Annotated in this window: 26 protein-coding genes; 15 read left to right on the top strand and 11 right to left on the bottom strand. The window is 74.6% G+C overall.

All coding sequences use genetic code 11. The annotated features are described in order from the left end of the window. Positions 1 to 25 precede the first annotated feature (25 nt). The 4 genes from B1A86_RS10985 to B1A86_RS10970 all read left to right on the top strand — a co-directional run bounded on the left by B1A86_RS10985 (position 26) and on the right by B1A86_RS10970 (position 3,430). Positions 26 to 1,255: a CdaR family transcriptional regulator gene (locus B1A86_RS10985; protein WP_020624876.1), complete on the top strand. Its 1,230-nt coding sequence runs from the start codon at positions 26 to 28 to the stop codon at positions 1,253 to 1,255. Between the two features lie 99 nt (positions 1,256 to 1,354). Then, positions 1,355 to 1,699 carry a hypothetical protein gene (locus tag B1A86_RS10980; protein WP_010079880.1) on the top strand — a complete coding sequence of 115 codons (345 nt, stop codon included), beginning with the start codon at positions 1,355 to 1,357 and terminating at the stop codon, positions 1,697 to 1,699. 267 nt (positions 1,700 to 1,966) lie between these two features. Beyond that, positions 1,967 to 3,082 (top strand): type I restriction endonuclease, encoded by a 1,116-nt coding sequence (locus B1A86_RS10975; RefSeq protein ID WP_036314529.1) that lies wholly within the window; start codon positions 1,967 to 1,969, stop codon positions 3,080 to 3,082. A gap of 135 nt (positions 3,083 to 3,217) precedes the next feature. After that, positions 3,218 to 3,430: a hypothetical protein gene (locus B1A86_RS10970; RefSeq protein WP_010079881.1), complete on the top strand. Its 213-nt coding sequence runs from the start codon at positions 3,218 to 3,220 to the stop codon at positions 3,428 to 3,430. Positions 3,431 to 3,465: 35 nt separating this feature from the next. Here the strand turns inward: B1A86_RS10970 and B1A86_RS10965 are convergent, their stop codons facing one another. Further along, on the bottom strand, positions 3,466 to 4,011 hold the full coding sequence (locus B1A86_RS10965; protein WP_020624710.1) for a GNAT family N-acetyltransferase: 546 nt from the start codon (positions 4,009 to 4,011) through the stop codon (positions 3,466 to 3,468). Between the two features lie 72 nt (positions 4,012 to 4,083). On the opposite strand from B1A86_RS10965, the gene B1A86_RS10960 reads away from it, so the two are divergent. Further along, a complete protein-coding gene (locus B1A86_RS10960; protein WP_044659331.1) occupies positions 4,084 to 4,593 on the top strand; it encodes a GNAT family N-acetyltransferase in 510 nt (169 codons plus the stop codon). Here B1A86_RS10960 and B1A86_RS10955 read toward each other — a convergent pair. Continuing rightward, on the bottom strand, positions 4,583 to 5,272 hold the full coding sequence (locus tag B1A86_RS10955) for a M23 family metallopeptidase (protein WP_020624712.1): 690 nt from the start codon (positions 5,270 to 5,272) through the stop codon (positions 4,583 to 4,585). The genes B1A86_RS10960 and B1A86_RS10955 overlap by 11 nt on opposite strands. A gap of 12 nt (positions 5,273 to 5,284) precedes the next feature. Beyond that, a complete protein-coding gene (locus B1A86_RS10950) occupies positions 5,285 to 6,541 on the bottom strand; it encodes an NAD(P)/FAD-dependent oxidoreductase (protein WP_036382323.1) in 1,257 nt (418 codons plus the stop codon). 74 nt (positions 6,542 to 6,615) lie between these two features. On the opposite strand from B1A86_RS10950, the gene B1A86_RS10945 reads away from it, so the two are divergent. Next, complete coding sequence (locus B1A86_RS10945; RefSeq protein WP_078025647.1) at positions 6,616 to 7,383, top strand: sulfite exporter TauE/SafE family protein; 768 nt, start codon at positions 6,616 to 6,618, stop codon at positions 7,381 to 7,383. 21 nt (positions 7,384 to 7,404) lie between these two features. Here the strand turns inward: B1A86_RS10945 and B1A86_RS10940 are convergent, their stop codons facing one another. Beyond that, complete coding sequence (locus B1A86_RS10940) at positions 7,405 to 8,013, bottom strand: TetR/AcrR family transcriptional regulator (protein ID WP_020624715.1); 609 nt, start codon at positions 8,011 to 8,013, stop codon at positions 7,405 to 7,407. A 72-nt stretch (positions 8,014 to 8,085) separates the two neighbouring features. Here B1A86_RS10940 and B1A86_RS10935 point away from each other — a divergent pair, with 72 nt between their 5' ends. Genes B1A86_RS10935 through B1A86_RS10925 form a run of 3 tightly spaced genes read left to right on the top strand, consistent with a single transcriptional unit; the run spans position 8,086 to position 11,897 of the window. Next, positions 8,086 to 8,871, top strand: coding sequence for an ABC transporter ATP-binding protein (locus B1A86_RS10935; protein ID WP_069941208.1), 786 nt, complete (start codon positions 8,086 to 8,088; stop codon positions 8,869 to 8,871). Further along, positions 8,871 to 11,330 (top strand): YhgE/Pip domain-containing protein, encoded by a 2,460-nt coding sequence (locus B1A86_RS10930; protein ID WP_078025648.1) that lies wholly within the window; start codon positions 8,871 to 8,873, stop codon positions 11,328 to 11,330. Before B1A86_RS10935 ends, B1A86_RS10930 begins: the two co-directional genes overlap by 1 nt. A gap of 6 nt (positions 11,331 to 11,336) precedes the next feature. After that, complete coding sequence (locus B1A86_RS10925) at positions 11,337 to 11,897, top strand: GNAT family N-acetyltransferase (protein ID WP_073117326.1); 561 nt, start codon at positions 11,337 to 11,339, stop codon at positions 11,895 to 11,897. 12 nt (positions 11,898 to 11,909) lie between these two features. Here the strand turns inward: B1A86_RS10925 and B1A86_RS10920 are convergent, their stop codons facing one another. Both B1A86_RS10920 and B1A86_RS11585 read right to left on the bottom strand, forming a co-directional pair. After that, positions 11,910 to 12,440: an SgcJ/EcaC family oxidoreductase gene (locus B1A86_RS10920; protein WP_078025649.1), complete on the bottom strand. Its 531-nt coding sequence runs from the start codon at positions 12,438 to 12,440 to the stop codon at positions 11,910 to 11,912. Between the two features lie 29 nt (positions 12,441 to 12,469). Then, the gene (locus tag B1A86_RS11585; RefSeq protein ID WP_167755872.1) at positions 12,470 to 12,610 is read right to left on the bottom strand and encodes a hypothetical protein; all 141 of its coding nucleotides are present in this window, start codon (positions 12,608 to 12,610) and stop codon (positions 12,470 to 12,472) included. Positions 12,611 to 12,920: 310 nt separating this feature from the next. Here B1A86_RS11585 and B1A86_RS10915 point away from each other — a divergent pair, with 310 nt between their 5' ends. Genes B1A86_RS10915 through B1A86_RS10905 form a run of 3 tightly spaced genes read left to right on the top strand, consistent with a single transcriptional unit; the run spans position 12,921 to position 14,991 of the window. Further along, complete coding sequence (locus tag B1A86_RS10915) at positions 12,921 to 14,171, top strand: polysaccharide deacetylase family protein (protein ID WP_078025650.1); 1,251 nt, start codon at positions 12,921 to 12,923, stop codon at positions 14,169 to 14,171. A 10-nt stretch (positions 14,172 to 14,181) separates the two neighbouring features. Next, positions 14,182 to 14,736: a TIGR03086 family metal-binding protein gene (locus B1A86_RS10910; RefSeq protein WP_036339014.1), complete on the top strand. Its 555-nt coding sequence runs from the start codon at positions 14,182 to 14,184 to the stop codon at positions 14,734 to 14,736. A gap of 39 nt (positions 14,737 to 14,775) precedes the next feature. Beyond that, complete coding sequence (locus B1A86_RS10905; RefSeq protein ID WP_245245396.1) at positions 14,776 to 14,991, top strand: hypothetical protein; 216 nt, start codon at positions 14,776 to 14,778, stop codon at positions 14,989 to 14,991. A 110-nt stretch (positions 14,992 to 15,101) separates the two neighbouring features. Here B1A86_RS10905 and B1A86_RS10900 read toward each other — a convergent pair whose 3' ends face one another. From B1A86_RS10900 to B1A86_RS10885, 4 genes are all read right to left on the bottom strand, one after another. Further along, on the bottom strand, positions 15,102 to 15,881 hold the full coding sequence (locus tag B1A86_RS10900; protein WP_078025651.1) for a TVP38/TMEM64 family protein: 780 nt from the start codon (positions 15,879 to 15,881) through the stop codon (positions 15,102 to 15,104). Positions 15,882 to 16,043: 162 nt separating this feature from the next. After that, entirely contained in the window at positions 16,044 to 16,883 is an 840-nt protein-coding gene (locus B1A86_RS10895; RefSeq protein ID WP_078025652.1) for a GTP pyrophosphokinase family protein, read from the bottom strand. 65 nt (positions 16,884 to 16,948) lie between these two features. Then, positions 16,949 to 17,404 (bottom strand): thioesterase family protein, encoded by a 456-nt coding sequence (locus B1A86_RS10890; RefSeq protein WP_060974353.1) that lies wholly within the window; start codon positions 17,402 to 17,404, stop codon positions 16,949 to 16,951. Next, complete coding sequence (locus B1A86_RS10885) at positions 17,401 to 18,864, bottom strand: FAD-binding oxidoreductase (protein WP_371705208.1); 1,464 nt, start codon at positions 18,862 to 18,864, stop codon at positions 17,401 to 17,403. Before B1A86_RS10885 ends, B1A86_RS10890 begins: the two co-directional genes overlap by 4 nt. Positions 18,865 to 18,950: 86 nt before the next feature. Here B1A86_RS10885 and B1A86_RS10880 point away from each other — a divergent pair, with 86 nt between their 5' ends. The 3 genes from B1A86_RS10880 to B1A86_RS10870 all read left to right on the top strand — a co-directional run bounded on the left by B1A86_RS10880 (position 18,951) and on the right by B1A86_RS10870 (position 21,891). Continuing rightward, on the top strand, positions 18,951 to 19,613 hold the full coding sequence (locus B1A86_RS10880; RefSeq protein ID WP_078025653.1) for a GNAT family N-acetyltransferase: 663 nt from the start codon (positions 18,951 to 18,953) through the stop codon (positions 19,611 to 19,613). A 1-nt stretch (position 19,614) separates the two neighbouring features. Then, on the top strand, positions 19,615 to 20,985 hold the full coding sequence (gene glsA / locus B1A86_RS10875) for a glutaminase A (protein WP_069941202.1): 1,371 nt from the start codon (positions 19,615 to 19,617) through the stop codon (positions 20,983 to 20,985). Positions 20,986 to 21,111: 126 nt separating this feature from the next. Continuing rightward, the gene (locus B1A86_RS10870) at positions 21,112 to 21,891 is read left to right on the top strand and encodes a Pr6Pr family membrane protein (RefSeq protein ID WP_078025654.1); all 780 of its coding nucleotides are present in this window, start codon (positions 21,112 to 21,114) and stop codon (positions 21,889 to 21,891) included. 120 nt (positions 21,892 to 22,011) lie between these two features. Here the strand turns inward: B1A86_RS10870 and B1A86_RS10865 are convergent, their stop codons facing one another. Continuing rightward, on the bottom strand, positions 22,012 to 22,677 hold the full coding sequence (locus B1A86_RS10865) for an SDR family oxidoreductase (RefSeq protein ID WP_041104097.1): 666 nt from the start codon (positions 22,675 to 22,677) through the stop codon (positions 22,012 to 22,014). Positions 22,678 to 22,685 lie beyond the last annotated feature (8 nt).

The raw sequence follows: 22,685 nt of genomic DNA, 5'->3' as shown, positions 1-22,685 counted from the left end.
TCATCGCGAGGAGACAAGATTGAGTGTGACGCAGACCACCCCCGCCCCCGACTGGCGCCCGCCCTGGCAGTCCCTCCCCGACGACCTCGCGGAGCGCCTGGCCCCGGCGATCCCCGGGATCATGGAGCGCATCATCGAGACGGTCCCGGACCAGATCCCCGCCTACGCGGCGGCGCGCGACGGCCACTACGGCAAGAACCTCACCGCCGGCGTGACCACCGCCCTCGAGCAGCTGATGAGCCTGCCCGGCACCACCCGCCCGGCCCTGAACAGCGAGTCCCGCGTCCTCATGGCCCGCCTGGGGGCCGGCGAGTTCCGCGAGGGGCGCTCCATGGACGCCCTGCTCGGCGCGTACCGCACCTCCGCGCGGATCGTGTTCCGCGAGCTCTCCGCCGAGTGCGCGCGCCTGGGCCTGGAGATGTCCGTGGTGATCGAGCTGGGCGAGTCCATCTGGGCGTACATCGACGAGCTCTCCTCGGTCAGCGCCCAGGCGTACGCGGAGGCGCAGTCCGCCCAGGCGGGCGTGCTCGAGCTGCACCGCGCCGCCCTCGCCACCGCCCTGGTCCGGGGCGGGACCGAGGAGAAGGAGGTGCAACGGCTGGCCGCGCTCGCGGACTGGCGGCTGCCGCGCCGGCTGGCGGTGGTGGTGCTGCCCGCGGACGCCGGCGTCGCCGTCCGGGAGAGGCTGGGCCGGGCCGGGCTCGTGGTGGAGCGGGACTCGGAGGTGGTCGCCGTGATCGACGCGACGCCCTCCCAGGGCCGCCGCGAGCGCATGCTGCGCCTGCTGGCGGGGACGGCCGCCGTCGTCGGGCCGGCCGTGGACTGGCCGCTCGTGCCCCACTCCTACCGGGTGGCCCGCACGCTGGCCGTCCAGGAGGCGGCGGGCCGGACGGCGGAGCCCGCGCAGGGGGAGGACGACGACGGCGCCCCGTCCCCGATCCTCGCCGCGGACCACCTGGCGCGCGTGGTGCTGGGGGCCGAGCCGCGCGTCGTGACGCAGCTGGCCGAACGCGTGCTGGCGCCCCTGGACGAGGTGAGCGAGGCGAAGCGGGCGGTGCTGGAGGAGACCCTGCTCGCCTGGCTCACGCACTGGGGCCAGCGGGCGCCGATCGCCGCGGAGCTCGGCGTGCACCCCCAGACCGTGGGGTACCGGGTGGGCCGGCTGCGCGAGCTGTTCGGGGAGGCCCTCGAGGACCCCGACGCGCGGTTCGACCTGGAGATCGTGCTGCGGGCGCGGCGGGACGGGGTCGGGTGAGCGGGGCGGCAGGGGGTGCCGTCTGACGGGGGCCTTCACTAGCGTGGGTGGACCACGCATCCCGACGAGGGACCCCGACGAGAGAAGAGGGACAGTGCCATGACGAACGCCCCGAACCGCGACGAGCTCCCCCTGCCGGACTACGACCACATCCCCAACGGCACGCTGCCGACCCGGATCACCGGCCTCGACGAGTCGCAGGTGGAGCAGCTGCTCGCCTACGAGCGCGCCCACGGCGACCGCCTGCCCGTGGTGCAGGTCCTCGAGACGCGGCTCGAGGCGCTGCGCTCCGGCGCCCAGCCCTCCGGCGATCAGGTGCCGGACACCCCGGAGGTCGGCGGCTCCCGCACCGGCTCGCCCGTGACCCCGGAGACGAGCGGCCCGCCCGTGGAGCCCCTGAGCCGCGGCATCCCGGCCGACCCGCAGCACCCCGGCAACCGCTGAGCCGGCCGGGCGTCGCCTGACAGGGCGGCCCCCCGCGGAACGCGGCCACGACGCCCCGTCTCCTTCCTGTGAGAGGCGACGCGTCGTGGCCGCCTCGCGTTCCGGGCGATCCCGCGGTCCGGCCACGGAGCGCCTGCGAGGGTCCCCGTAGCGTGTTTGTGAGCTGGGTTATATTTCGACACAGCTGCGGCGGGCCTTCGGGCGCTGACGTGCGAGGCTGCCGGATTCCCGGCTGTCCGGCTCCTACTCACGGATGGGTGAAACGGCATGACTGAATTCGAGGACAAGCTTGCGCAAGTGGCTCGGCGAGCCCGCGACTACGCAAGCTCCCTGGACACGGAAGAGGCGACGAAGAACGCGCTCGTCATGCCATTCATCTCGCAGGTGTTGGGCTACGACGTGTTCGATCCCCAGGAGGTCGTCCCGGAGTTCGTCGCAGATCTGGGCCTGAAGAAGGGGGAGAAGATCGACTACGCCATCATGCGGGAGGGGAAGGTCAACATCCTCGTGGAGGCCAAGAAGGTCGGCTCGGAGCTGTCCCTGGCGCACGCGAGCCAGCTGGTGCGCTACTTCCACACCAGTGAAGCGCGGATCGGCGTGCTCACCAACGGGCGGGTGTGGAACTTCTACACGGACCTCGACAAGGCCAACATCCTCGACGAGCGTCCGTTCCTCGTCCTCGATCTTCTGGACATCGACCCGGTCACCGTGCCGAAGCTCGAGCAGCTGGCGAAGGGATCCTTCGATCTCGACTCGGTCATCGCCGCAGCCGAGGAGCTGAAGTACGTATCGGCCATCAAGCGCGAGATTTCTGCCGAGATGGCTGCGCCGAGCGATGAGTTGGTGAAGGTCCTCGCCAAGCGCGTGTACTCCGGGTACATGAACGCCAAGGCGGTGGAGACCTTCACCCGGCTCACCGAGGAGGCTGCGCGCCAGTACATCAACGATCGCGTCAACGCGCGGCTGAAGACTGCCCTGGGCGACCAGGTCGCTCCGGTACTGGCGGCTCCCGCTGAGCCCGTGGCCACCGGCGATCAGACGGTCCTGTCCGACGAGGAGAACGGTCAGGAGGGCCAGCTCAAGCCGGGCGTGGTGACGACCGAAGAGGAGATCGAGGGTTTCCGCATCATCAAGGCGATTCTCGCCGGAATCGTGCCGATGAACCGCGTCTACATGCGCGACGCAGCCTCGTACTGCAGCGTCATCCTGGACGACAACAATCGGAAGCCGATCGCGCGCCTTCACTTCGACGGGAAGGTGAAATATCTGGTGCTGTTCGATGCGGACAAGAACAGGACGCGGGCCGACCTCGAGAACTTGGAGGACATCTACGAATCCGCCGAGGCACTGCGGAGCGTCGTCAGCTCCTACGTCGGGGCCTGAGCGGACTCTGACCCGCCTACTGACCGGATCCGGCCCGCGGGCGGGCAGGACTGTGCCCCGCCGCCGTCGATGCGCCACCCTGGTGCGCACGCCCCGGTGGGACAGACCCGCCGGGCGCCGACCCGAGAGGACGTCATGACCCATCACGAGCGCGACGACCGCCAGGCCCTGGCCGCCGGCGAGACCTACCTGATCCACGTGCTGGAGACCTCCGATCCGCCCGGCAACCCGGACCACTACCGGATCACGGACGCGGTCGAGGCCCACCACGCGTCCACCGGCTCCTACGACGTCGAGGCCGGCGGCCTGGACGCCGCCCGCGAGCTGCTCGCCCGCCACGCCAAGTGAGCGACCGGGGCTGAGACGTCCGGCCGGGCCGCGCCTCACGCGCCCGGCCGGAGCCTCATCCCCAGCACGGTGCGCGCCTCGAGCCCCAGAGCCGCGCGGGCCTCGGGCGCGCCGGTGCGGTCCTCGCCCACCACGGTCATCCCGATCCGCTCGGCCACCCGGCGCGAGGCCGTGTTCTCCGGGTGGATGATCGCCACGAGCTCGTGGTGCCCCAGCACGTCCCGGGCGTGGTCCCGGCAGGCGGCGGCCGCTTCGGTGGCGTAGCCGCGCCCCCACAGGTCGGCCCGCACGTGGTAGCCGACCTCCAGGCGAGGCTCCCCGTTGACCTCCTGCCACGTCAGGCCGCAGTCGCCCACGAAGCCGGGCCCGCCGTCGTCGTGGGTCTCGATGATCCACAGCCCGTGCCCGTCCTGCGCGTACCGGCGCCGGTTGCCCGCGATCCACGCCGCCGCCTCCGCGCGCGTGCGCGGGGCGGGGTAGAAGCGCATCACCACGGGATCGGCGAGGAGGCCGGCCAGGTGGTCGAGGTCGGCGTCGGCCATCTCGCGGAAGCGCAGACGGGCGGTGGGGGCGGGCGGCATGCGCCCAGGCTAGCGGCGGGCGGATGCGCCCCGCCTCTTGTCTGCGCGGGGCCGGGCTGGTCGACTGTGCCCATGCCGCATTCCCTCTCCCTGCGCCCGTTGCGGGTGGATGACGCCGAGGCCATGGCCGCGGTCCTCGCCGACCCGGACCTGTACACGTACACCGGCGGGACGCCGCCGGGCGAGGAGGAGCTGCGGCAGCGGTACGCGATCCTCGCGCGCGGTCGCTCCGAGGACGGCGCGGAGGACTGGGCCAACTGGATCGTGGTGCTGGAGCCGGAGGGCCGGCCGGTCGGCTACGTCCAGGCCACCATCCCCGTGGACGGGGGACCCACGCAGATCGCCTGGCTGATCGGCACGCCGTGGCAGGGCCGCGGGCTGGCGAAGGAGGCCGCCGGCCTCCTCAAGGGCGAGCTGCGGGACCGGGGGGTGCGGCGCCTCGTGGCGGATGTCCACCCCGAGCACACGGCCTCCCAGCGGGTCGCCCAGGCGATCGGCCTGGCGCCGACGGACGAGGTCGTGGACGGGGAGGTCCGCTGGGCCGGGTCCGTGGACGACGGCGGCGGCCCGGTCACCGGCTGAGGCCGCGGCGCCGCTCCGGGTAGGAGCCGCCGAGCTCCACGCCCCGCTCGGCCAGGTAGGCCTCCGGGTCCACCGGCTCGCCGTCCACGCGCAGCTCCAGGTGCAGGTGCACGCCGGTGGCGGCGCCGGTCTGCCCGACGCCGGCCAGGTGGTCCCCGGCGGAGACGCGCTGGCCCGCGTCCACCACGGTGGAGTCCGGGGCGGCGTGCAGGTAGCGCCACACGTGGCCGTCCCCGGCGTCCACGGCGAGCAGGTTGCCGCCCGCGTCCCCGCCGGCCTCCACGAATAGGACTCGGCCGTCGGACACCGAGTGGAAGGGCGTGCCCTCCGGCACCCCGCCGAGGTCCACGCCGTCGTGGCGGGTCAGGGCCTCCTCGGACACCCCCGAGGGCACCACGCCCTCGCCGAACGGGTTGGGGCGGGGCCCGAAGCGGGAGGTCACGCGGCCCTGCACGGGCTCGGCGTACCCCTGCGTGTTCACCGTGGGCGGGGCGGGGGTGAAGCCGCCGTTCCAGCGCCGCCGCTCGGCGCCCGCGCCGGCGTCGTCCCGGCCGGCCGGACCGAACGCGAGGACCAGCGCCAGGACGGTCGCGATCAGGGCCAGCGCCCCCACTGCGGCCAGCACGCCCCCGGCCACACCGCTGCCCGGGGAGCCGGCGCCGGGGGTCGGGGTGGTCATCCCCTCAGTCTGTCATGCAGGGTCGGGACGGCCCCGGCCTTCGCCCACGGCATCCCGGCCCGCCACCAGCTCCCGCCCGCGCTCGTAGTCCTCGTCCGCGTTGTAGGTCAGCACGCCCACCACGCGGTCCTGCGCGTCCGTGTACCAGAGAGTGAACCCGCCGGTGCGCTCCACCATGCGGGCCTGCTCGTGGCCGTCGCCCCACGCGGCGTGCTTGAGCGTGTGCTCGCCGATGGTGCTCCAGAACCCGGGCACGGCCTCCCACCGCCGCAGGGACTCCGGGTCCGCCGTCGCCGCGTGGGCCAGCACGGAGGCCTGGCCGGCGCCGCCCGGCACGCCGACCTCGGTGCGGGCCGCGTTGTGCCCGGCGACCTCGCCCATGCCGAGGGCGTCGCCCCAGTGCTCCACGGGGATCGGCCGGCCGGCCACGGCGTGGTGGGCGCGGGCCACGTCCCCGGCCACCCACACGCCCGGCGCCGCCGCCAGGTGCTCGTCCGCCACGATCCGCCCCTCGTGCATGGTCAGCTCGGAGTCCTCGAGCCACCCGCCCCCCGGCTCGACCCCCACCGCGGCGAGGATCAGGTCCGGGGCGAGCGTGGCGCCGTCGTCGAGGTGGACGGTGCGCGGGGCGCGCACCTGCCCCACCCGCACGCCGGTGCGCAGCTCGACGCCGGCGCCGATCAGCCACTGCGCGATCCGATCGCCCGCCTCGCGGCCGAGCCGCTTCTGCTGCGGCACCTCGTCCGGGGTGACCAGCGTGGTGGCCACCCCGCGCAGGGCCAGGGAGGCGGCCGCCTCGCAGCCGATGAACCCCGAGCCCACCACGACGGCGGAGCGCGCGTGCCCGGCGGAGGCCACCAGGCGGCGGGCGTGGTCGAGAGAGCGCAGCAGGTGCACCTCGGCGTCGTCGTCCGCGACGGGCAGGGGCTTCGGGTGCGCGCCGAGGGCGAGGATCAGGCGCTCGAAGCGGACCGGCTCCTCGGCGGCCCACAGCGTCCGCGCACCCAGGTCCGCGTGGGTGACGGTCACGCCCCGGCGCAGCTCGACGGCGTCCGGCAGCTCGTCCAGCACCGTCGGGTCGGGTTCGGCGGTGCCGCGCAGCAGCTCCTTGGACAGCGGCGGGCGCTCGTAGGGGTGGTCCACGTCCGAGGTGAGCATGAGGACGGGGCCGGGTCCCCCGGCGTCGACGTAGGCGCGGGCGGCGCTGACGCCGGCGGGGCCGCTGCCCACGATCACGAGCGGGTACGGAGTGGAGCTGTGCTGGGCCATGCGGCCAGCATGCGCACCCGTCACGGGCGGGCGCCAGGGCCGACGGGCACCCCCGGCTCCGGCATACTGCCCGCATGGACCCCTCCCTGGTGTGGCTGCCGGCCGTCGTCGCGCTGGCCGCGATCACCGTGGGCGGCACGCTCCAGCGGGTGAGCGGAATGGGCGTCGGCATGATCGCCGCACCCACGCTGTCCCTGCTCCTGGGCCCGGTGGCGGGGGTGACGCTGTCCAACGTGGCCGCCTCGGTGTCCGCGGTGCTGCTGTTCGCGGTGCTCCACAGGCACGTGGACTGGCCGCGCTTCGTCCGCCTCGCACCCCTGCTCGTGGCCGGCTCGTTCGCGGGGGCGTGGGCCGTGCGGGTCCTGGACGCCCACGCGCTCGAGATCCTCCTGGGGTCCTCCGTGCTGGTGGCCGTGGCCGCCGTCCTGGGCCTGCAGCAGCGCTTCACCGCCCAGGGGAACGGGGCCGTGTTCGCCTCCGGCGCCGTGGCCGGGTTCATGAACACCACCGCGGGCATCGCCGGGCCGGCGCTCGCGGTCTACGCGGTGGCGAGCCGGTGGGACCAGCGCTCGTGGGCGGCCACCCTCCAGCCCGTGTTCCTGCTGGCCAATCTCACCTCGCTGGTCACCAAGTCGCTGTTCGGCGCGGCCGTGCCCGCGGGGCTGCACGTGCCGTGGCCGGTGTGGGTCGCCGTGGTGGTGGGCGGTCCGCTGGGTGTCCTGCTCGGTTCGGTGGTGGCCCGCCGGGTGGACCCCGCGAAGGCGCGCGTCCTCGCGATCTGCCTCGCCGGCGTCGGGGGCACGGTGGCGCTGGTGCGCGGTGTGGCCGGCACCCTGGGCTGAGGCGGGGCCGGCGCGCAGGCGTCAGGGCAGGAGGGAGCGCACGGCCGCGGCCAGCGTGTCCCGCACGTCGTCCACCGTCAGGTCCTCCGGGGCCAGGTGCCGCTCGACCGACAGCGTGTGCACGAGCATCAGGAGCATGGCCGCGGTGTGCGTGACCTGCTCGTCCGGGACGTCGGCCAGCACGCGGTGCTCACGCAGCAGGCCGGCCAGGAAGTCCCGCCGCCGGACGGTGAGCGTCCGGTAGGCTCTCCCCACGGCGGGCTCGCGCAGGCCCACGGCCTGGAACTCGTGGAGGAGCAGGGGCCAGGAGCCCGTGGTCTCGAGCACGACGTCGGCCAGGGCCTCCGCCACGCGGGCCACCAGGTCCTCGCGCGGCAGGTCGGGGTCGTCCAGGGCGTCGGCGACGCCGTCCATGGCTCGGGTGGTCGCCCGCTCGAACTGGACGGTGCAGGCGGCGGCGAAGAGGTCCGGCTTCCCCGCGAAGCCGGAATAGACGGCGCCCTTCGTGTAGCCGGCCTCCGCCGCGATGCGGGCGAGGGAGGAGCGCGCGTAGCCCTCCCGTCCGAACACCCGGGCCGCGTGGTCGAGGATGGCCGCGCGGACATCCTCGCGGCGGGGTCGGGTGGCCATGTTGCCCTCTCGATGCCGATGGTATTGAATACCGATGGTATTGAATCCGCCTCGACTCGGCAAAGAGGGCCTATGTCTTCCACTCCCACCGACGCCGATCACCATGGCCCCGGGCCCGCCCCCGTCCCGGCGCACCTCGACGACCTCCCGCCCGCCACCCTCGTGGCGCGCGGTCTGACCCTGCGCGGCGGTCGCGGGCCGGTGTTCGGCCCCCTCGACCTCGTGCTGCCCCCGCAGACCCACCTGGCCGTGCTCGGAACCCAGGGCTCGGGCCGCTCGGCCCTGCTGCTCGCCCTCACGGGGCGCCTGCAGGGCGTGCGGGGCGAGCTCGTGCTCACCGGCGGCCCCGTGGACGTCGCCCTGGACGGGCCGGAGCGGCCCGCCGCCCGCGCGTACCGGCCCCCGATCGACGCCGCGCGCCACCCGCACGCCCTCCGCGCCCGCACCGCCGTCGCCCACACCACCGACGTGGTGGAGCTCGAGCCGGCGCTGACCGCGGCCGAGGTCGTGGACGAGCGCTGCCTCGCCGACGGCGTGCGCCGCCGCGCCGGCCGCGCGCGCTTCGCCCTCCTCGCGGACGCGGTGAGGCTGAGCGTGGCGCCGGAGGCCGTCGTCGGGGAGCTGCCTGCACCCGAGCGCGCGCTGCTGGCCGCCGTCGTCGCCTGCCTGCGCCCGGCCCGCCTCGTCACCTTCGACGACGTGGACGCCACCCTGACCATCGATGAGCTGGTCGCGCTCCACGCGGCCCTGGACGTCCTCAAGGACCACGGCCACCCGTTCGCGGTGAGCGCCGTGGCCTCCGCGCCCGTGCCGCGCGACGCCGTCGTCCTCACCCTGCCCCCCGTCCGGGAGAACTGATGCTGTTCCGCTACGAGCTGCGACGCTTCCGCCGTGGCCTGCCCCTGCTCGCCCTGCTGTTCATCTTCCTCGTCCCCGCCATCTACGGCGCCCTGTACCTGTCCGCGAACTGGGACCCCTACGGGGCCATGGACCGGCTGCCGGTGGCGATCGTCAACGAGGACGAGCCCGTCCAGCGCGGCGACACCACGCTGCGCACCGGCGCGGACATGACCGAACGCCTCAAGGACGACCGCGCCTTCGACTGGCGCGAGACCACGCGCGAGGAGGCCGAGGAGGGACTGCGGGAGGGCCGGTACTACCTCGTCCTGGAGATCCCCGCCGAGCTCAGCCGTGACCTCGTCAGCCCCGAGGGCGGCGGGACACCGCAGCAGGCGCAGATCACCCTGCGCCGAGACGACGCCAACGGCTTCGTGATCGGCTCCGTCACGAACGCGAGCCAGGCCAAGGTCGAGGCCGCCGTGAACCGGTCCGCGATCGAGGCGTACTTCGAGGCCGTCTTCTCCAGCCTCGGCGAGCTGCGGTCGGGCATGGTGGACGCCGCCGACGGCGCCGCGCAGCTGGCCGACGGCACGGCCTCCGCGGAGGACGGCGCGAGCCGGCTGGAGGACGGGATCGTCCAGGCCCACGACGGCTCGGGCAAGCTGGCCGAGGGCGCGGGCCAGCTCGCCACGGGTGCGGGTGACCTCGCGGACGGCGCCGCCCAGGCCGACGACGGCGCCCAGCGACTCGCCGAGGGCGCCGCGTCCGCGCAGGACGGGGCCGGGCGCCTGGCCGACGGGCTCGACCAGGCGCGCGAGGGCTCCCAGGCCCTCGCCGACGGCGCCGGGCAGCTCGCCGAGAACGCCCCCGCCCTGCGTCAGGGCGCCACGGACCTCTCCGACGGGCTGGCCCAGCTGCAGACCGGATCGGCCGAGCTCACCGACGGCGCCACGCAGGTGGCCGACGGCACCCAGCAGCTCTACGACACGGTGGTCCCCGGCCTGGACCAGGTGATCGAGCGCCAGGACGCGGTGGCCGCCGACGTCGCCGCGGTGGACGAGGACGTCCAGCGGGTCGCCGAGGTGGCCGGCACGGCCGAGGACGGCGCGGGCGCCCGCATCGCCGACGCGCAGACCGCCCTGGCCGCGCTCGCCGAAGAGGACCCGACGCTCGCCGAGTCCGAGCAGTACGCCGCGCTCCAGGAGGCGCTCACCGGCGCGGACGAGCGGGTGACCGCCGTCGCCGGCCGCGCCGAGGAGGCCGCCGCGACCTCCGCGGCCGCCAACGAGCGCGTCCAGGGCTTCGTCGAGGACGACGTCGCCGCCTCCGCCAAGGCGGATCTGACGGACCTCAACGACGGCGCCCACGCCGTGGCCGCGGGCGCCGAGAAGCTGCAGGGCGGGATCGGTGAGGCGAAGGACGGGGCCGACTCCCTCGCCGACGGCGCCGGGAAGTTCGCGGACGGCCTCGAGCAGCTGGGCTCCGGCGCGACCGAGCTCGACGGCGGCCTGGCCCAGCTCCAGGACGGCGCCGGGGAGCTGCAGTCCGGCCTCGGCGAGCTGACGGACGGGGCGACCACCCTCGCCGAGGGCAACGCCGCGCTCCACGACGGGGCGCTGACCCTGCAGGACGGTGCGGGGCAGCTGGAGTCCGGCGCGACCGAGCTCGACGGCGGCCTGGCCCAGCTCCAGGACGGCGCCGGGGAGCTGCGCGCCGGCCTCGGCACCCTCGACGACGGCGCCCACGAGCTCGCCTCCGGGCTCTCCGACGGCGCCGACCGCGTCCCCGCCCTGACCGAGGACGAGCGGGACGAGGCCGCCCTGGTGATGTCCCGGCCCGTGGAGGCCGTGATGCAGGTGGACAACTCCGCGGAGGTCTACGGCCGCGGCATGGCGCCGATGTTCTTCTCCATCGCCCTGTGGGTGTTCGGCATCGCCGCGTTCAACATCATGCGGCCCATCAGCGGGCGGCTGCTGGCCGGGCGCCGCAACCCGGTGGCGATCGCGCTGGCCGCGTGGCTGCCCGTGGGCATCGTGGCCGTGGGCGGCGGCCTGCTCATGCTCGCCGCGACGCTGCCGCTGGGCCTGGCCCCCGTGCACCCGGTGCGGGCCGTGGCCCTGACGGTGCTCGTGGCCGTGGTGTTCTCCCTCATCGCGCACCTGGTGCAGACGGCGCTCGGCACCCCCGGTTCGGCGCTGCTGCTGGTCCTGCTGGTCCTGCAGCTGGCCTCCACCGGCGGCACCTACCCGGCCGAGGTGCTGCCCGGCTTCTTCCAGGCGCTGCACCCGTTCATGCCGATGAGCTACTCCATCGAGGCGTTCCGCAACGCGATCTCCGGCGGTCCGGACCAGCGCTTCTGGGTGCCGGTGGTCGTGCTGATGGGCATCGGGGCGGCGGCGCTCGCCCTGGACGTGCTCGTGGTGCGGCGCCGGCGCCGGTTCCGCATGAAGGACCTGCACCCCGCGCTGCAGGCCTGAGCGGGGATGACTTCCGCACCCCGCGCCGCCGTCGTCCGTCCGGCCCGCCCCGAGGACGCGCCCGCGATCGCCGCGATCGCCGCGGCCACCTTCCCGGACGCCTCCCCGTCCTCGCTGCCGCGTGCCGCGGTGGAGGCGCACATCGCGTTGCACCTGAGCGAGGCCGCCGTGGCCGCGTGGATCGCGGACCCGGAGCGGATCGTGCTCGTGGGCGCCGCGGCCGACGCCCCGGAGACCCTGCTCGGCTACGCCATGTACGAGACCGCCGCGACCCCCGAGGCACCCGTCACGGAGCGGCTCGGCGACGTGCCGGCCGGCCACCTCTCGAAGCTGTACGTGCTCGCCGAGGGGCGCGGCACCGGGCTGGCCGAGGCCCTCGTGCACGACGGCGTCGAGCGGCTGAGGCGGCTGGGGTTCCGGCACGTGTGGCTCGGCACGAACGCGCAGAACACACGGGCCAACCGGTTCTACGAGCGCCTTGGCTTCGCGACGATCGGGGCGCGGCAGTTCGTGGTCGGCGGGGAGCGCGTCGAGGACGACTGGGTGCGGCTGCTGACGGTGGAGTGAGCCCGCCTCCGCTCAGCAGGCCTCCGGGCCGTCGGGGTCGTCGTCGGGATCGATCCACGCCGACGGGTGGTAGTGCACCGCGGCCAGCCCGTCGTCGTCGGCCAGGTGGGTCTGCGCCTCGGGCACGGAGTCCGTGTTCTGTCCGGCCACCGCCTCCCACGCCCCGGCCTCGGTGCGGCGCACCACGAGCAGCAGGACGCCGGTGCGCTCGCCGGCCTCGTCGCCGTCGGGCGCGGTCTGCCCCGTCATGGTCCACGGCGCGTGCACCACCGCCACGTCCCCGAGCTCGCGCACGCGCACCTGCCCGAGCACGAGCCGGGAGGCCGGGAACATCCAGCGGAAGCCGAGCGCGTGGTTCACCCGGATCTGCCGACGCCGCGTCCACCACACGCCCACCACGTTCACGAAGTCCGCGTCCTCGGCGAACAGGTCGGCGAGCGCGTCGGCGTCGGCGGCGTTCCAGGCGGCCGCGAAGGCCTCGGCCACCGCGGCGGGGCCGGCCGGCCCGGCCGCGACGTCGGCGGTGGGGTCCGCGGGGGACATGACTGCTCCTGGATCGGGGAAGGACGGGTTCAGCGGGCGGGCCCGTAGGCCAGCGTCAGCACGACGGCGGCGAACAGCACCGCCATCACGGCCAGGACCGTGAGCACGGCGCGCAGGGCCGCACGCGCGCGCGGGTCGGCCGGGGGTGGTGCATCCGGACGTCGGGTCACGCTCGCCAGTGTGGCATGCGGCACGGCACGAGGGGCGCGTGCGTCGGCGCGCGTCGAAGGTGCCTCCCAGCCGGGGCTCAGTCGACGCTGAAGCTGCGGATGTGGTTGCCGAACACGAAGCGGTCGAACACGGTCCGCGCCGAGCTCGGGTCGTCCGCGTGACCACTCTGTGCCGTCTGCGGCGGATCGAGCCCCGCCGCTGGCCGGCCTCCCATGCCGCGCCGTTCCCACCTCCGCCCGCCCGCCCGGCAGGGGTGGTCTCGGGCCGGGCGGCCTTGGGATGATGGGTGCCCCCAGAGAAAGGTGCCCGATGCCCCCGCCCGTGCCGCAGCCGACCCGTCGACAGATGCTCCTGGCCGGTTCCGCCCTGCTCGGATCGGGACTGCTGGCCGCCTGCGGGCAGGACGGGGAGGACGCGGCGTCGTCGTCCGTGCCGACCTCGTCCGCGCCCACCTCCGCCGCCCCCGCTGGTCCGCCGCCCGCCGGCGAACCGGTGGCCTGGCCGGACGTGGCCCGGGTTCCGCACCTGTTCTTCCACTCCCTGGTGGTGGACCCGGCGCGCGCCTTCGACGGCGACGACAAGGCCCGCGGCTACCTGGACTTCATGGTCACGGTGGACGAGTTCGACGCCGTCATCCGGCAGGTCTACGAGCGCGGTTACGTGCTGGTCTCCCCGCACGAGCTGTACGAGGTGGGGGAGGACGACGTCGTGCGCCCGAAGACCCTCATGGTCCCCGAGGGCCGGACCCCGCTGATCCTCTCCTTGGACGACTGCTCGTACTACCTCTACATGGACGGCGACGGCTTCGCGGACCGTCTGATCGTGGCCGAGGACGGCCGCGTCCGCAACGAGTACACGGACGCCCAGGGCACCACGCACGTCGGGGCGTTCGACGTCGTCCCGCGTCTGGACGACTTCCTCGCCGAGCACCCGGACTTCAGCCTCAACGGCGCCCGCGGCGTGCTGGCCATGACCGGCTACGACGGCGTGTTCGGTTACCGCACCTCGGCCCGCGAGTTCGGGGACAGCCCCACGTTCGACGCCGACGTCGCGGCCGCCACCGAGGTCGCCGACGCGCTCAAGGACAGCGGCTGGGAGTTCGCCTCCCACACGTGGGGCCACCGGACGGTGCCGAAGCTGACCATGGAGGAGCTCGAGTTCGACATGGGGCACTGGCACGAGGAGGTCGAGCCGATCCTCGGCCCCACGGACATGCTCATCTACCCGTTCGGCGCGGACGTCACCGGCCCCGGCAAGTACACGGAGGACAACGAGCGGTACCGCTACCTCCGCGAGCTCGGCTACCGCTCCTTCTTCCTCGTGGACGGCACCTCCAAGGCGTGGGGCCAGCTCGAGCCCGGCTACTACCGCGGCTCGCGCATCAACGTGGACGGCATCAGCCTCGCCGCGGCCGTCTCGGGCGAGCGGCCCGTGCTGGAGGAGTTCTTCGACCCCCGGTCCGTCCTGGACCCGGCCCGCCCCGAGTCCATCCGCGGCCCGAAGAAGCCGAGCCCGGCGCCGTCGTCGCCCGCCGCGGCCCCGAGAACCCCGCGACCCTGAGGAGAGCACCATGTCCATCCCCGCCACCGAGGTCGAGGCCCGCTGGAACGCGGCCGCCGAGCCGTTCACCGCCGTCGTCCGGGAGGTGCGGGACTGGGACGCCGCCACCCCGTGTGAGGGCTGGGACGCGCTGGACCTGCTGGACCACGTGATCGCCGGCCAGCGCGACTTCGCCGCCCGCCAGGGCCGGGAGGTGCCCCTCTTCGACGGGTCCCGCCAGCAGCTGGCCACCCAGTGGGCCAAGCACGCCGCCGCCATGTCCGCCCTCGCCGGTGACGAGGAGTTCATCATGCGGCCCATGAAGACCGCGCTCGGGGAGATGCCCGTGGGCGAGGCGTTGATCCGCTTCCACGCGTTCGACGTGATCGTGCACCGTTGGGACCTGGCCCGCTCGCAGGGCGTGGACGCGCGGTTCACGGACGCGGAGATCGACTGCGTGGAGGAGTCGCTGGAACTGTTCGGCGACGCCGCCTACACGCCCGGCATCCTGGGCGAGCCCGTCCCCGTGGCCGACGACGCCGACCGGCAGACCCGCCTGCTCGGTCGCCTGGGCCGTCGGGGCTGAGACCCGGGCAGGACCCGTCCCCGCACCCCAGGAGGCACCGTGAGCGAGTCCACCGGTTTCAGCGCCGCGGAGCAGGCCGCGATCGCCGAGCGCGCGCAGGAGCTGCGCGCCCAGCGCGGCGGGAAGAAGAAGGCCGACGCCCTGCAGGACCTGCTGGCGACGATCGAGGAGATGCCCGAGCCGGACCGCGCCCTGGCGGTGGCGGTGCACCGGATCGTCACGGAGGTGGCCCCGGAGCTCGACCCCCGCACCTGATACGGCATGCCCGCCTACGCGCGCGACACGGACGTGCTCGTGTTCCTGCAGGTCAGCAGCAAGTTCGGCGTGCGATACACGACCCTCGGCTGACGTCCGGCGCAGAGTGGTCACGACACGCCGCGTCGCCTACGGGGAGACGGCGTGTCGTGACCACTCTGCGGGTTCTCCGGCTCCTCCGCGGACCGGGCTGCCCGTCGCCAGTGGCGCACCGCCCACAGGGTCAGACCGCCCACGGTCAGCCAGCCCACCCCGAGCAGCACGCCGTTCACGACGCCCGGGCGCACCGCGAACGCCCCCATCGCCACGAGGGAGAGCTGTCCGGGGATCACGCCGACCGCGGTGGAGCCGGCGAAGATCCCCAGCGGCACGGCGAGCGCGCCCGCCCCGTAGTTCACGGGCCAGTACGGCAGCCCCGGGGCGACGCGCAGGGTCAGCAGGGCGAGGAACCCGGTGTCCTCGAGCCGCCGCTCCACGGTCTCGGCGTGGCGGCCGAGCCAGCGCAGGACCACCTCGCGCCCGACCGCGCGCGCGATGCCGTACGCCCCGAGCGAACCCAGCAGGGCTCCGACCACGGACAGCACCGTCCCCTCGATCGCGCCGAAGAGCACACCGGCGGTGACCGCCATGATCGTCACGGGGATGGGGGTGAGCGCCACGGCCGCGTACAGCACGGTGAACGCCAGCCAGCTCCACCAGCCGAAGCCGTCCAGCTGGGCGCGCAGCTCGTCCACGCCGGGCAGGCGCACGGTGAGCGCGAGCCACACGAACGCCGCCACCACGAGGACGAGGGCGGCGGTGCGCAGGATCGACACCCCGCGGTGCCCGGTGCGGGCGGGCAGGGTGGAGGCGGCGCCGGAGTCGCGCGGCGGCACGGCGGTGGAGGGCATCGGCTCAGGCTACCGGCAGCCGCTCCCTCCGCATGTACTCCCTGGTCTGCGGCCACGCCCTGCCCTGCTTCGCAGGATCACACGCGTGTGACTCATCCACACCTGTGGACAACTCTGTGGAGAACCCTGTGCACGCGGCCCGCCGGGTGTGGACGGAGGGGCTCAGGCGGTGGACGCGCCGGGCGCGTCGCCCGGCCGCGCCTCGCCCGGCTCCACTGTCGGCTCGTCCTCGAAGGCGGGACCGCCGTCGTCCTCCCAGGCCGCGGCGGCGTCGTCGTCCCTGTCGGTCTCCTGCACCTGGTCGTGCAGGCGCTCCATGCGGGTGTCCAGGTCCGCAGCCACGCGGGCGGCGGCCACGAGCTCGGTCGCGATGTCCGGGGGCACGCCGCCGTCGAACTTGTAGTTGATCTTGTGCTCGAGCGTGGCCCAGAAGTCCATGGCGCTCGTGCGGAACTGCATCTCCACGGTCACCGGGATCGTGCCGGTGGACAGGTGGATCGGCACCTGCACGAGGCAGTGCAGGCTGCGGTAGCCCGAGGGCTTGGGCCGGGAGATGTAGTCCTCCACCTCGAGCACCCGGATGTCCGGCTGCTGCGTGAACTGGCGGAACACGCGGTACACGTCCCGGGCGAAGCTGACGATCACGCGCGCCCCGGCGATGTCCGTGACGTTGGTGCGCAGCGCGTCCAGGTCCAGGGACAGCCCGCGGGCGGAGGCCTTGCGCAGGATCGACTCCGGCGACTTCACCCGCGTGACGATGTGCTCGATGGGGTTGTAGTCGTGCAGGTGCGTGAACTCGTCCCGCAGCACCTCGAGCCGCGCCTCCACCTGGAGCAGGGCCGAGCGGTACTCGAGGTCGAAGCGCTCGACGTCTCGGCGCAGCCGCTCCAGCGCCCCTGACGCCGCGGGGGTGAGCTGCGTCAACTCGGACACGGGGGTGCCGCGCAGCGCCTCGACGTCCGCCGAGGGCGCGGGCGCGTCCGGGGAAGGGTCCTGCTCCATGGCCTCAGAGCCTACGGCGGGATCCTGCGAGACGGCAGGCCGTCCACAGGCCCGACGGCGGCCCGTCAGTCCTCGGCGGGGATCAGCACGCGCTCGAAGGCGGCGCGCTCCTCGTCGGAGACGGCCACGGGCCGCCCGGCCGCCGGGTCCACCTGCACGAACACGGCGTCGCACAGCACGCAGCGCCGCCCGTCCTGCCACAGCTCGTGGCGCAGCGTGAAGGACGTCCGGCCGATCCGCAGGATCCACACCCGCGCCGTCACCTCGGGCCCGGCGTAGACCACGGGCGCCTCGTACTGGACCTCCATGGACCGCACGACGCGCTGGACGTCCGGGGACGCCGTCGTCGTGGCCCACGCGGCCAGGGCGCGCACGCGCGCCTCCTCGGCGAGGGTGAGCAGGCGAGCGTTGTTGACGTGGCCGTAGCGGTCTTCGTCGGACCAGCGCAGCTGCAGCCCGACCTCGAACGGGGTCGGCGTGCCGGCGTCGGCGGGGGTCTCGGGGGTGGTCGGCTGCGTCACGGGGTGAACACCTTTCCTGGGTTGAGGATGCCGTGCGGGTCGAACACGGCCTTGATGCGCTGCTGGAGGTCGTGCTGGGCGTCGCCGAGCTCGTCTCGCAGGAACGCGCGCTTGAGCAGGCCCACGCCGTGTTCGCCGGTGAGCGTGCCGCCGAGTTCCAGGCCCGCGCGGAACAGCTCGCCGGCGGCCTCCCACACGTCCGCCGGGATCGACGCGGCGTCCTCGGCCGCGCCGCCCACCTGCGCCGCCGCGCCGAACAGCAGGATCGGGTGCAGGTTGCCGTCCCCGGCGTGGGCCGTGGTGGGGATGGCGACGCCGGTGCGTGCCTCGATCTCACGGATCCGCGCGAACATCTCGGCCATGCGGCTGCGCGGGACGGCCACGTCCTCCACGAGCGGGGTGCCGAGGCGCTCGAGCGCGGGGAACGCGGTGCGGCGCAGGGCCATGAGGGCCTCCCCCTCGGCGGGGTCCACGGTCACGGTGACGTCCCCGCCGTGGGTACGCATGAGGGCGGCCATGGCCTCCCCGTCCGCCTCGGCGCCGGCGCCGTCGGCCTGCACCAGCAGGAACGCGCCGGACTCGGGCAGGGCGGCCCCGCGCTCGGGCCCCGCGTGCGCGCGCACCGCGGCGAGCGTCGCCTCGTCCATCAGCTCCATCAGGGCGGGCACGTGACCGGCCCCGGTGATCGCCTCGGCCGCGGCGGCGCCCGCGACGACGTCCGGGAAGAACCCGCCGAGCGTCACGGGCACGCCGCGCACGGCCGGCCGCAGCGCCAGCGTCGCGCCCACGATCACGCCGAGCGTGCCCTCCGAGCCGATCATCAGCGCGACCAGGTCGTAGCCGGTCACCCCCTTGACGGTGCGGTGGCCCAGCCGCAGCAGGGTGCCGTCCGCGAGCACCACGTCCAGGCCCAGCACCGCCTCGCGCGTGACGCCGTACTTGGCGCACAGCAGCCCGCCGGCGTTCATCGCGATGTTGCCGCCCACCGTGGAGATGTCCTTCGACGCGGGATCCGGGGCCCACCACAGCCCGTGCTCGGCGAGCGCGGCGTTCAGCGCCCCGTTGAGGATCCCCGGCTCGACGACGGCCACGCGGTCCGCGGGGGAGACCTCCAGGATCCGGTCCATCGCGGTCATGTCCAGGACGATCTCGCCCGCCCCCGCGACGGCGCCGCCGGCCAACCCCGTGCCCGCTCCGCGGGTGACCAGCGGGGTGCGGGTCCCGTGCGCGATCCGGCACGCGGCCTGCACGTCCTCCACCGTCCGCGCGCGGACCACGGCCAGCGGCGCGGCGGGGGAGCGATGCCCCGAGCGGTCCGCCCGGGCGGCCTCGAGTGCGGCGGCGGAGACGTCCACGCGGCCGGGCAGCTCCGCCTGCAGACGGGCGACGACGTCGGCGGGCGGGGCGTCCGCGGCAGGCGGGGCGGCGGGGGTCGGGTCGAGGGGCGCGGAGAAGTCCATGCCCACCAGTGTCGCCGATCACACGGGGCGGAACGTGCGTCGGCCGGTCCGATGACGCGCCCGGCCCCGTCCCTAGACTGGGGGCCATGACCTCCCCGGACCCCGCGCCCCCGCGCCCCCGCGTCCACGTGCTCACCCTGCGCCCGGATGGAGCCCGCGAGGACACCGCCCGCCGTGTGGGCATCGTCCTCGCCGAGGCCTTCGCCACGGACCCGTACACGCTCGGGCTCGTGCCCGAGGACCGGCGCGAGGCCCGCCTCGAGCGCAAGTTCACCGCCGCCGTGCGCCACGGGCTGCGCACGGGGGCCGACGGCGCCCCGCTCGGCGCCGTGGACGTTGCCGTGGACGCCGACGACGGCACGCTGCTCGGCGCCGCCGTGTGGACCTCCCCCGCCGCCCCCCGCGGGGTCGACGTGCCGGGCCTGCTGGCGGGGCTGCCCACCGCGGTCGCCGTCCACGGCCGCCACACCCTCGCCCTGAAGCGGATCCAGGCCGCCTGCGAGCGTGCCCGCCCGGCAGGCCGGCACTGGTACCTTGAGGAGGTCGGCGCCGTCCCGTCCGCCCGCGGACGCGGGGCGGCGAGTGCGCTGGTGCGCCATGGCCAGCGCCGCGCGTCGGGCCTGCCCGTGCACCTCGAGGCGTCCGTGCCCGCCACCGTCCCGTTCTATGAGCGGCTCGGCTTCCGTGCCACCGGCCACGTGCCCGTGCCCGGGGGCGAGCCCCTGACCTGCCTGCGCTGGGAGGCCTGAGATGAGACACCCGATCCCCGACTACCTGGCGAGCCTGATCACCGAGCTCGGCGCCGTGAACCCGGGCGAGACGGCCCAGTACATCCCCGTGCTCGCGGAGGCGGACCCGGACCGCTTCGGCATCGCGCTGGCCACCCCCACCGGGCGGCTGCACTGCGCGGGGGACGCGGACGTGGAGTTCACCATCCAGTCCGCGTCCAAGCCGTTCACGTACGCGGCCGCGCTCGTGGACCGGGGCTTCGCCGCCGTGGACCGGCAGGTGGGGTTGAACCCCTCGGGCGAGGCCTTCAACGAGCTCTCCCTCGAGGCGGAGTCGCACCGCCCGGACAACGCCATGATCAACGCCGGCGCGCTCGCGGTGCACCAGCTGCTCGTGGGACCGGAGGCGAGCCGGGAGGAGCGGCTGGACCGGGCCGTGGAGATCATGTCCCTGCTCGCCGGGCGTCGGCTCTCGGTGGACCGGGAGACGTACGAATCCGAGATGGCGGTCTCGGACCGCAACCTCGCCCTGGCGCACATGCTCCGCAGCTACGGGGTGCTGCAGGACTCCGCCGAGGAGATCGTGGCCGGGTATGTGGCGCAGTGCGCCGTGCGCGTCACCGTCAAGGACCTCGCCGTGATGGGCGCGTGTCTGGCGACCGGCGGCATCCACCCGATGACGGGCGAGCGGGTGCTGCCGTCCATCGTGGTGCGGCGCGTGGTGTCCGTGATGACCTCCTCCGGCATGTACAACGCCGCCGGGCAGTGGCTCGCCGACGTCGGGATCCCGGCCAAGTCCGGGGTGGCCGGCGGTGTGCTCGGCGCGCTGCCGGGCCGCGTGGGGATCGGCGTGTTCTCGCCGCGCCTGGACGAGGTGGGCAACTCGGCGCGCGGCGTGCTGGCGTGCCGCCGCCTCTCCGAGGACTTCCGGCTGCATCTCATGGACGGGGACAGCCTGGGCGGCACCGCCGTGCGCTTCGTGGAACGCGAGGGTGACCGCGTGTTCCTGCACCTGCAGGGCGTGATCCGGTTCGGCGGCGCCGAGGCGGTGCTGGACGCGCTCACGGACCTGCGCACCGGTGCGGAGAAGCCCGGCACCGGGTGGGACGCCGCCGTCTACCCGCGGTGGCAGGAGGCCGCGGCGGACAGAGCGGCGCTCTCGGCCGCGACCGGCGGCGGGGCGGTGCACGAGGCCGCCGCCGTGGCCGCCCGAGATGAGAACGACGGGCCCATCCGCACCGTGGTGCTCAACCTCACGCGGGTGGACTGGATCGACGACGTCGGCCGACGGCTGATCGCCGAGGGCGTGCGCCGGCTGCAGGCCGACGGCGTGCGCGTGGAGGTCGAGGATCCGGAGCGCATCCTGCCGCTGGAGGAGGCCGGCGCCCACTGAGGCGGCGGGGCGGGCAGGAGGGGGGGCGCGGCGGTGTTCTCCGTCTCGCCCCCTTTCGTTCAACTGCTGTTCATGTGAGAATGGGCGGTCTCATCCCTTGACCCCGCCGTTCGAGGACGACCCCCCATGCCCCTTTCCACCCTCCGCGTCAGCCTGCCCTCCGTCCGCCGCACCCGCCCCGCCCCGCAGGGGGTCCGTGGGCGGATCGCGCACGCCGTCGTGTCCCGGCTGCAGCCGCGTCCCGTGCCGCCGGTGGACCGTCGGAGCCGCCTGGCGTGGCAGGTCTCGGGGGCACTGCCGCTGATCGGGTGCCTGACCTCGTTCCCCATCGGGATGTCCAAGGACTCCATGGTGATCCCGGGCGTCGGCTATCAGGGCGGTTTCCCCGCGGGCTGGTCCCACGCCCTCAACCAGCCGGCGTACTTCACGTGGCTGTCCAACGCGCTGGTCGCGGGCACGTCGCTGACGCTGGCCGCGCGTCGTGAGGCGCCCACGTCGGACGCGTTCTGGGCCGTGCGCACCGCCGGCCTCGGCTCGGTGATGGTCACGGGGATCGTCTACAACGCGGTGCTGCGCGGCCGCGAGCAGGACACCTTCCTCTACCGGTTCAACGACGCGCTGCAGCACATCGTCAACCCCGTGCTCGCCCCGGCGGTGTGGGCGCTGTGCGACCCCCGCGGGCAGATCACGCCGCGGCGCGCCGGGCTGGCCTCGGTCATCCCGCTGATGTGGGCGGCGGCGACCATGGCGCGCGGGCCCCGCATCGACTGGTACCCGTACCCGTTCCTCGACGTGCCGCGGCTCGGCCGCCGCAGCGTGGGCGTCGTGCTCGCCGGGATCCTGGCCGGCTTCACCGGGCTCATGGGCGTGCTCGGCACCGTGGACCGCCGCCTCGGCCTGGCCTGAGGGGCCGTCCCCGGCGCTTTCGAACGTGAGAGAGGGCCTATCTCACGTTCGAAAGCCCCCATTCGCCCCCTTTCACGTTCGAAAGCGCGGGTGGGAGGGGCCGACGACGGCGGCGGCGCGTCAGTCGCCGCGGACGGCCTCGGCCACGGGCACGTCGCCGTCCACGAAGTCGATCTTCCGGCCCACCGTGCCCGGCTCGCTGAGCACGGCCACGATCGCCCGGGCGACGTTGCCGCGGCTGGCCCCACGCTGCGGGGCATCGGAGTCGGAGAGGTCCGGGTCCACGGTGATGCGGCCGGACGGCTCCTCGTCGGTCAGGGCGCCGGGACCGAGGATGGTCCAGGCCAGCCCGGAGTCCCGCAGCGCCTCGTCCGCCTCGGCCTTGGCCTGCGCGTAGGTGTAGAAGGGGTCGTCCTCGGGCACGTCGTGGTGCAGGGACGCGCCGAGGTAGGACACCATCACGTAGCGCCGCACGCCCGCGGCCTCGGCGGCGCGCATGCTGGCGACGGCGGCGTCGTGGTCCACGGCCCGGGTGCGCTGGGCGTCCCCGCCGCCCGCGCCCGCGGAGAACACGACGTTGTCCGCGTCGCGCAGCGCGTGGAGCAGCTCCTCCTGGTCCGCCTTCTCGATGTCCAGGACGAGCGGTTCGGCGCCGGCGGCGCGGACGTCCTCGGCGTGATCGGGGTTGCGGATGATCGAGACGACGTCGTGGCCGGCCTCCGCCAGCAGAGGTGCGGCGAGCAGGGCCACCTTGCCGTGGCCGCCGATGATCACGGTGCGGGTCATGGGAATCT

The organism is Micrococcus sp. KBS0714 (assembly GCF_002008305.4).
Taxonomy (GTDB): domain Bacteria; phylum Actinomycetota; class Actinomycetes; order Actinomycetales; family Micrococcaceae; genus Micrococcus; species Micrococcus luteus.
Note: the sequence above shows the minus strand (reverse complement) of the source record. Positions and strands in the feature narration are given on the sequence as shown.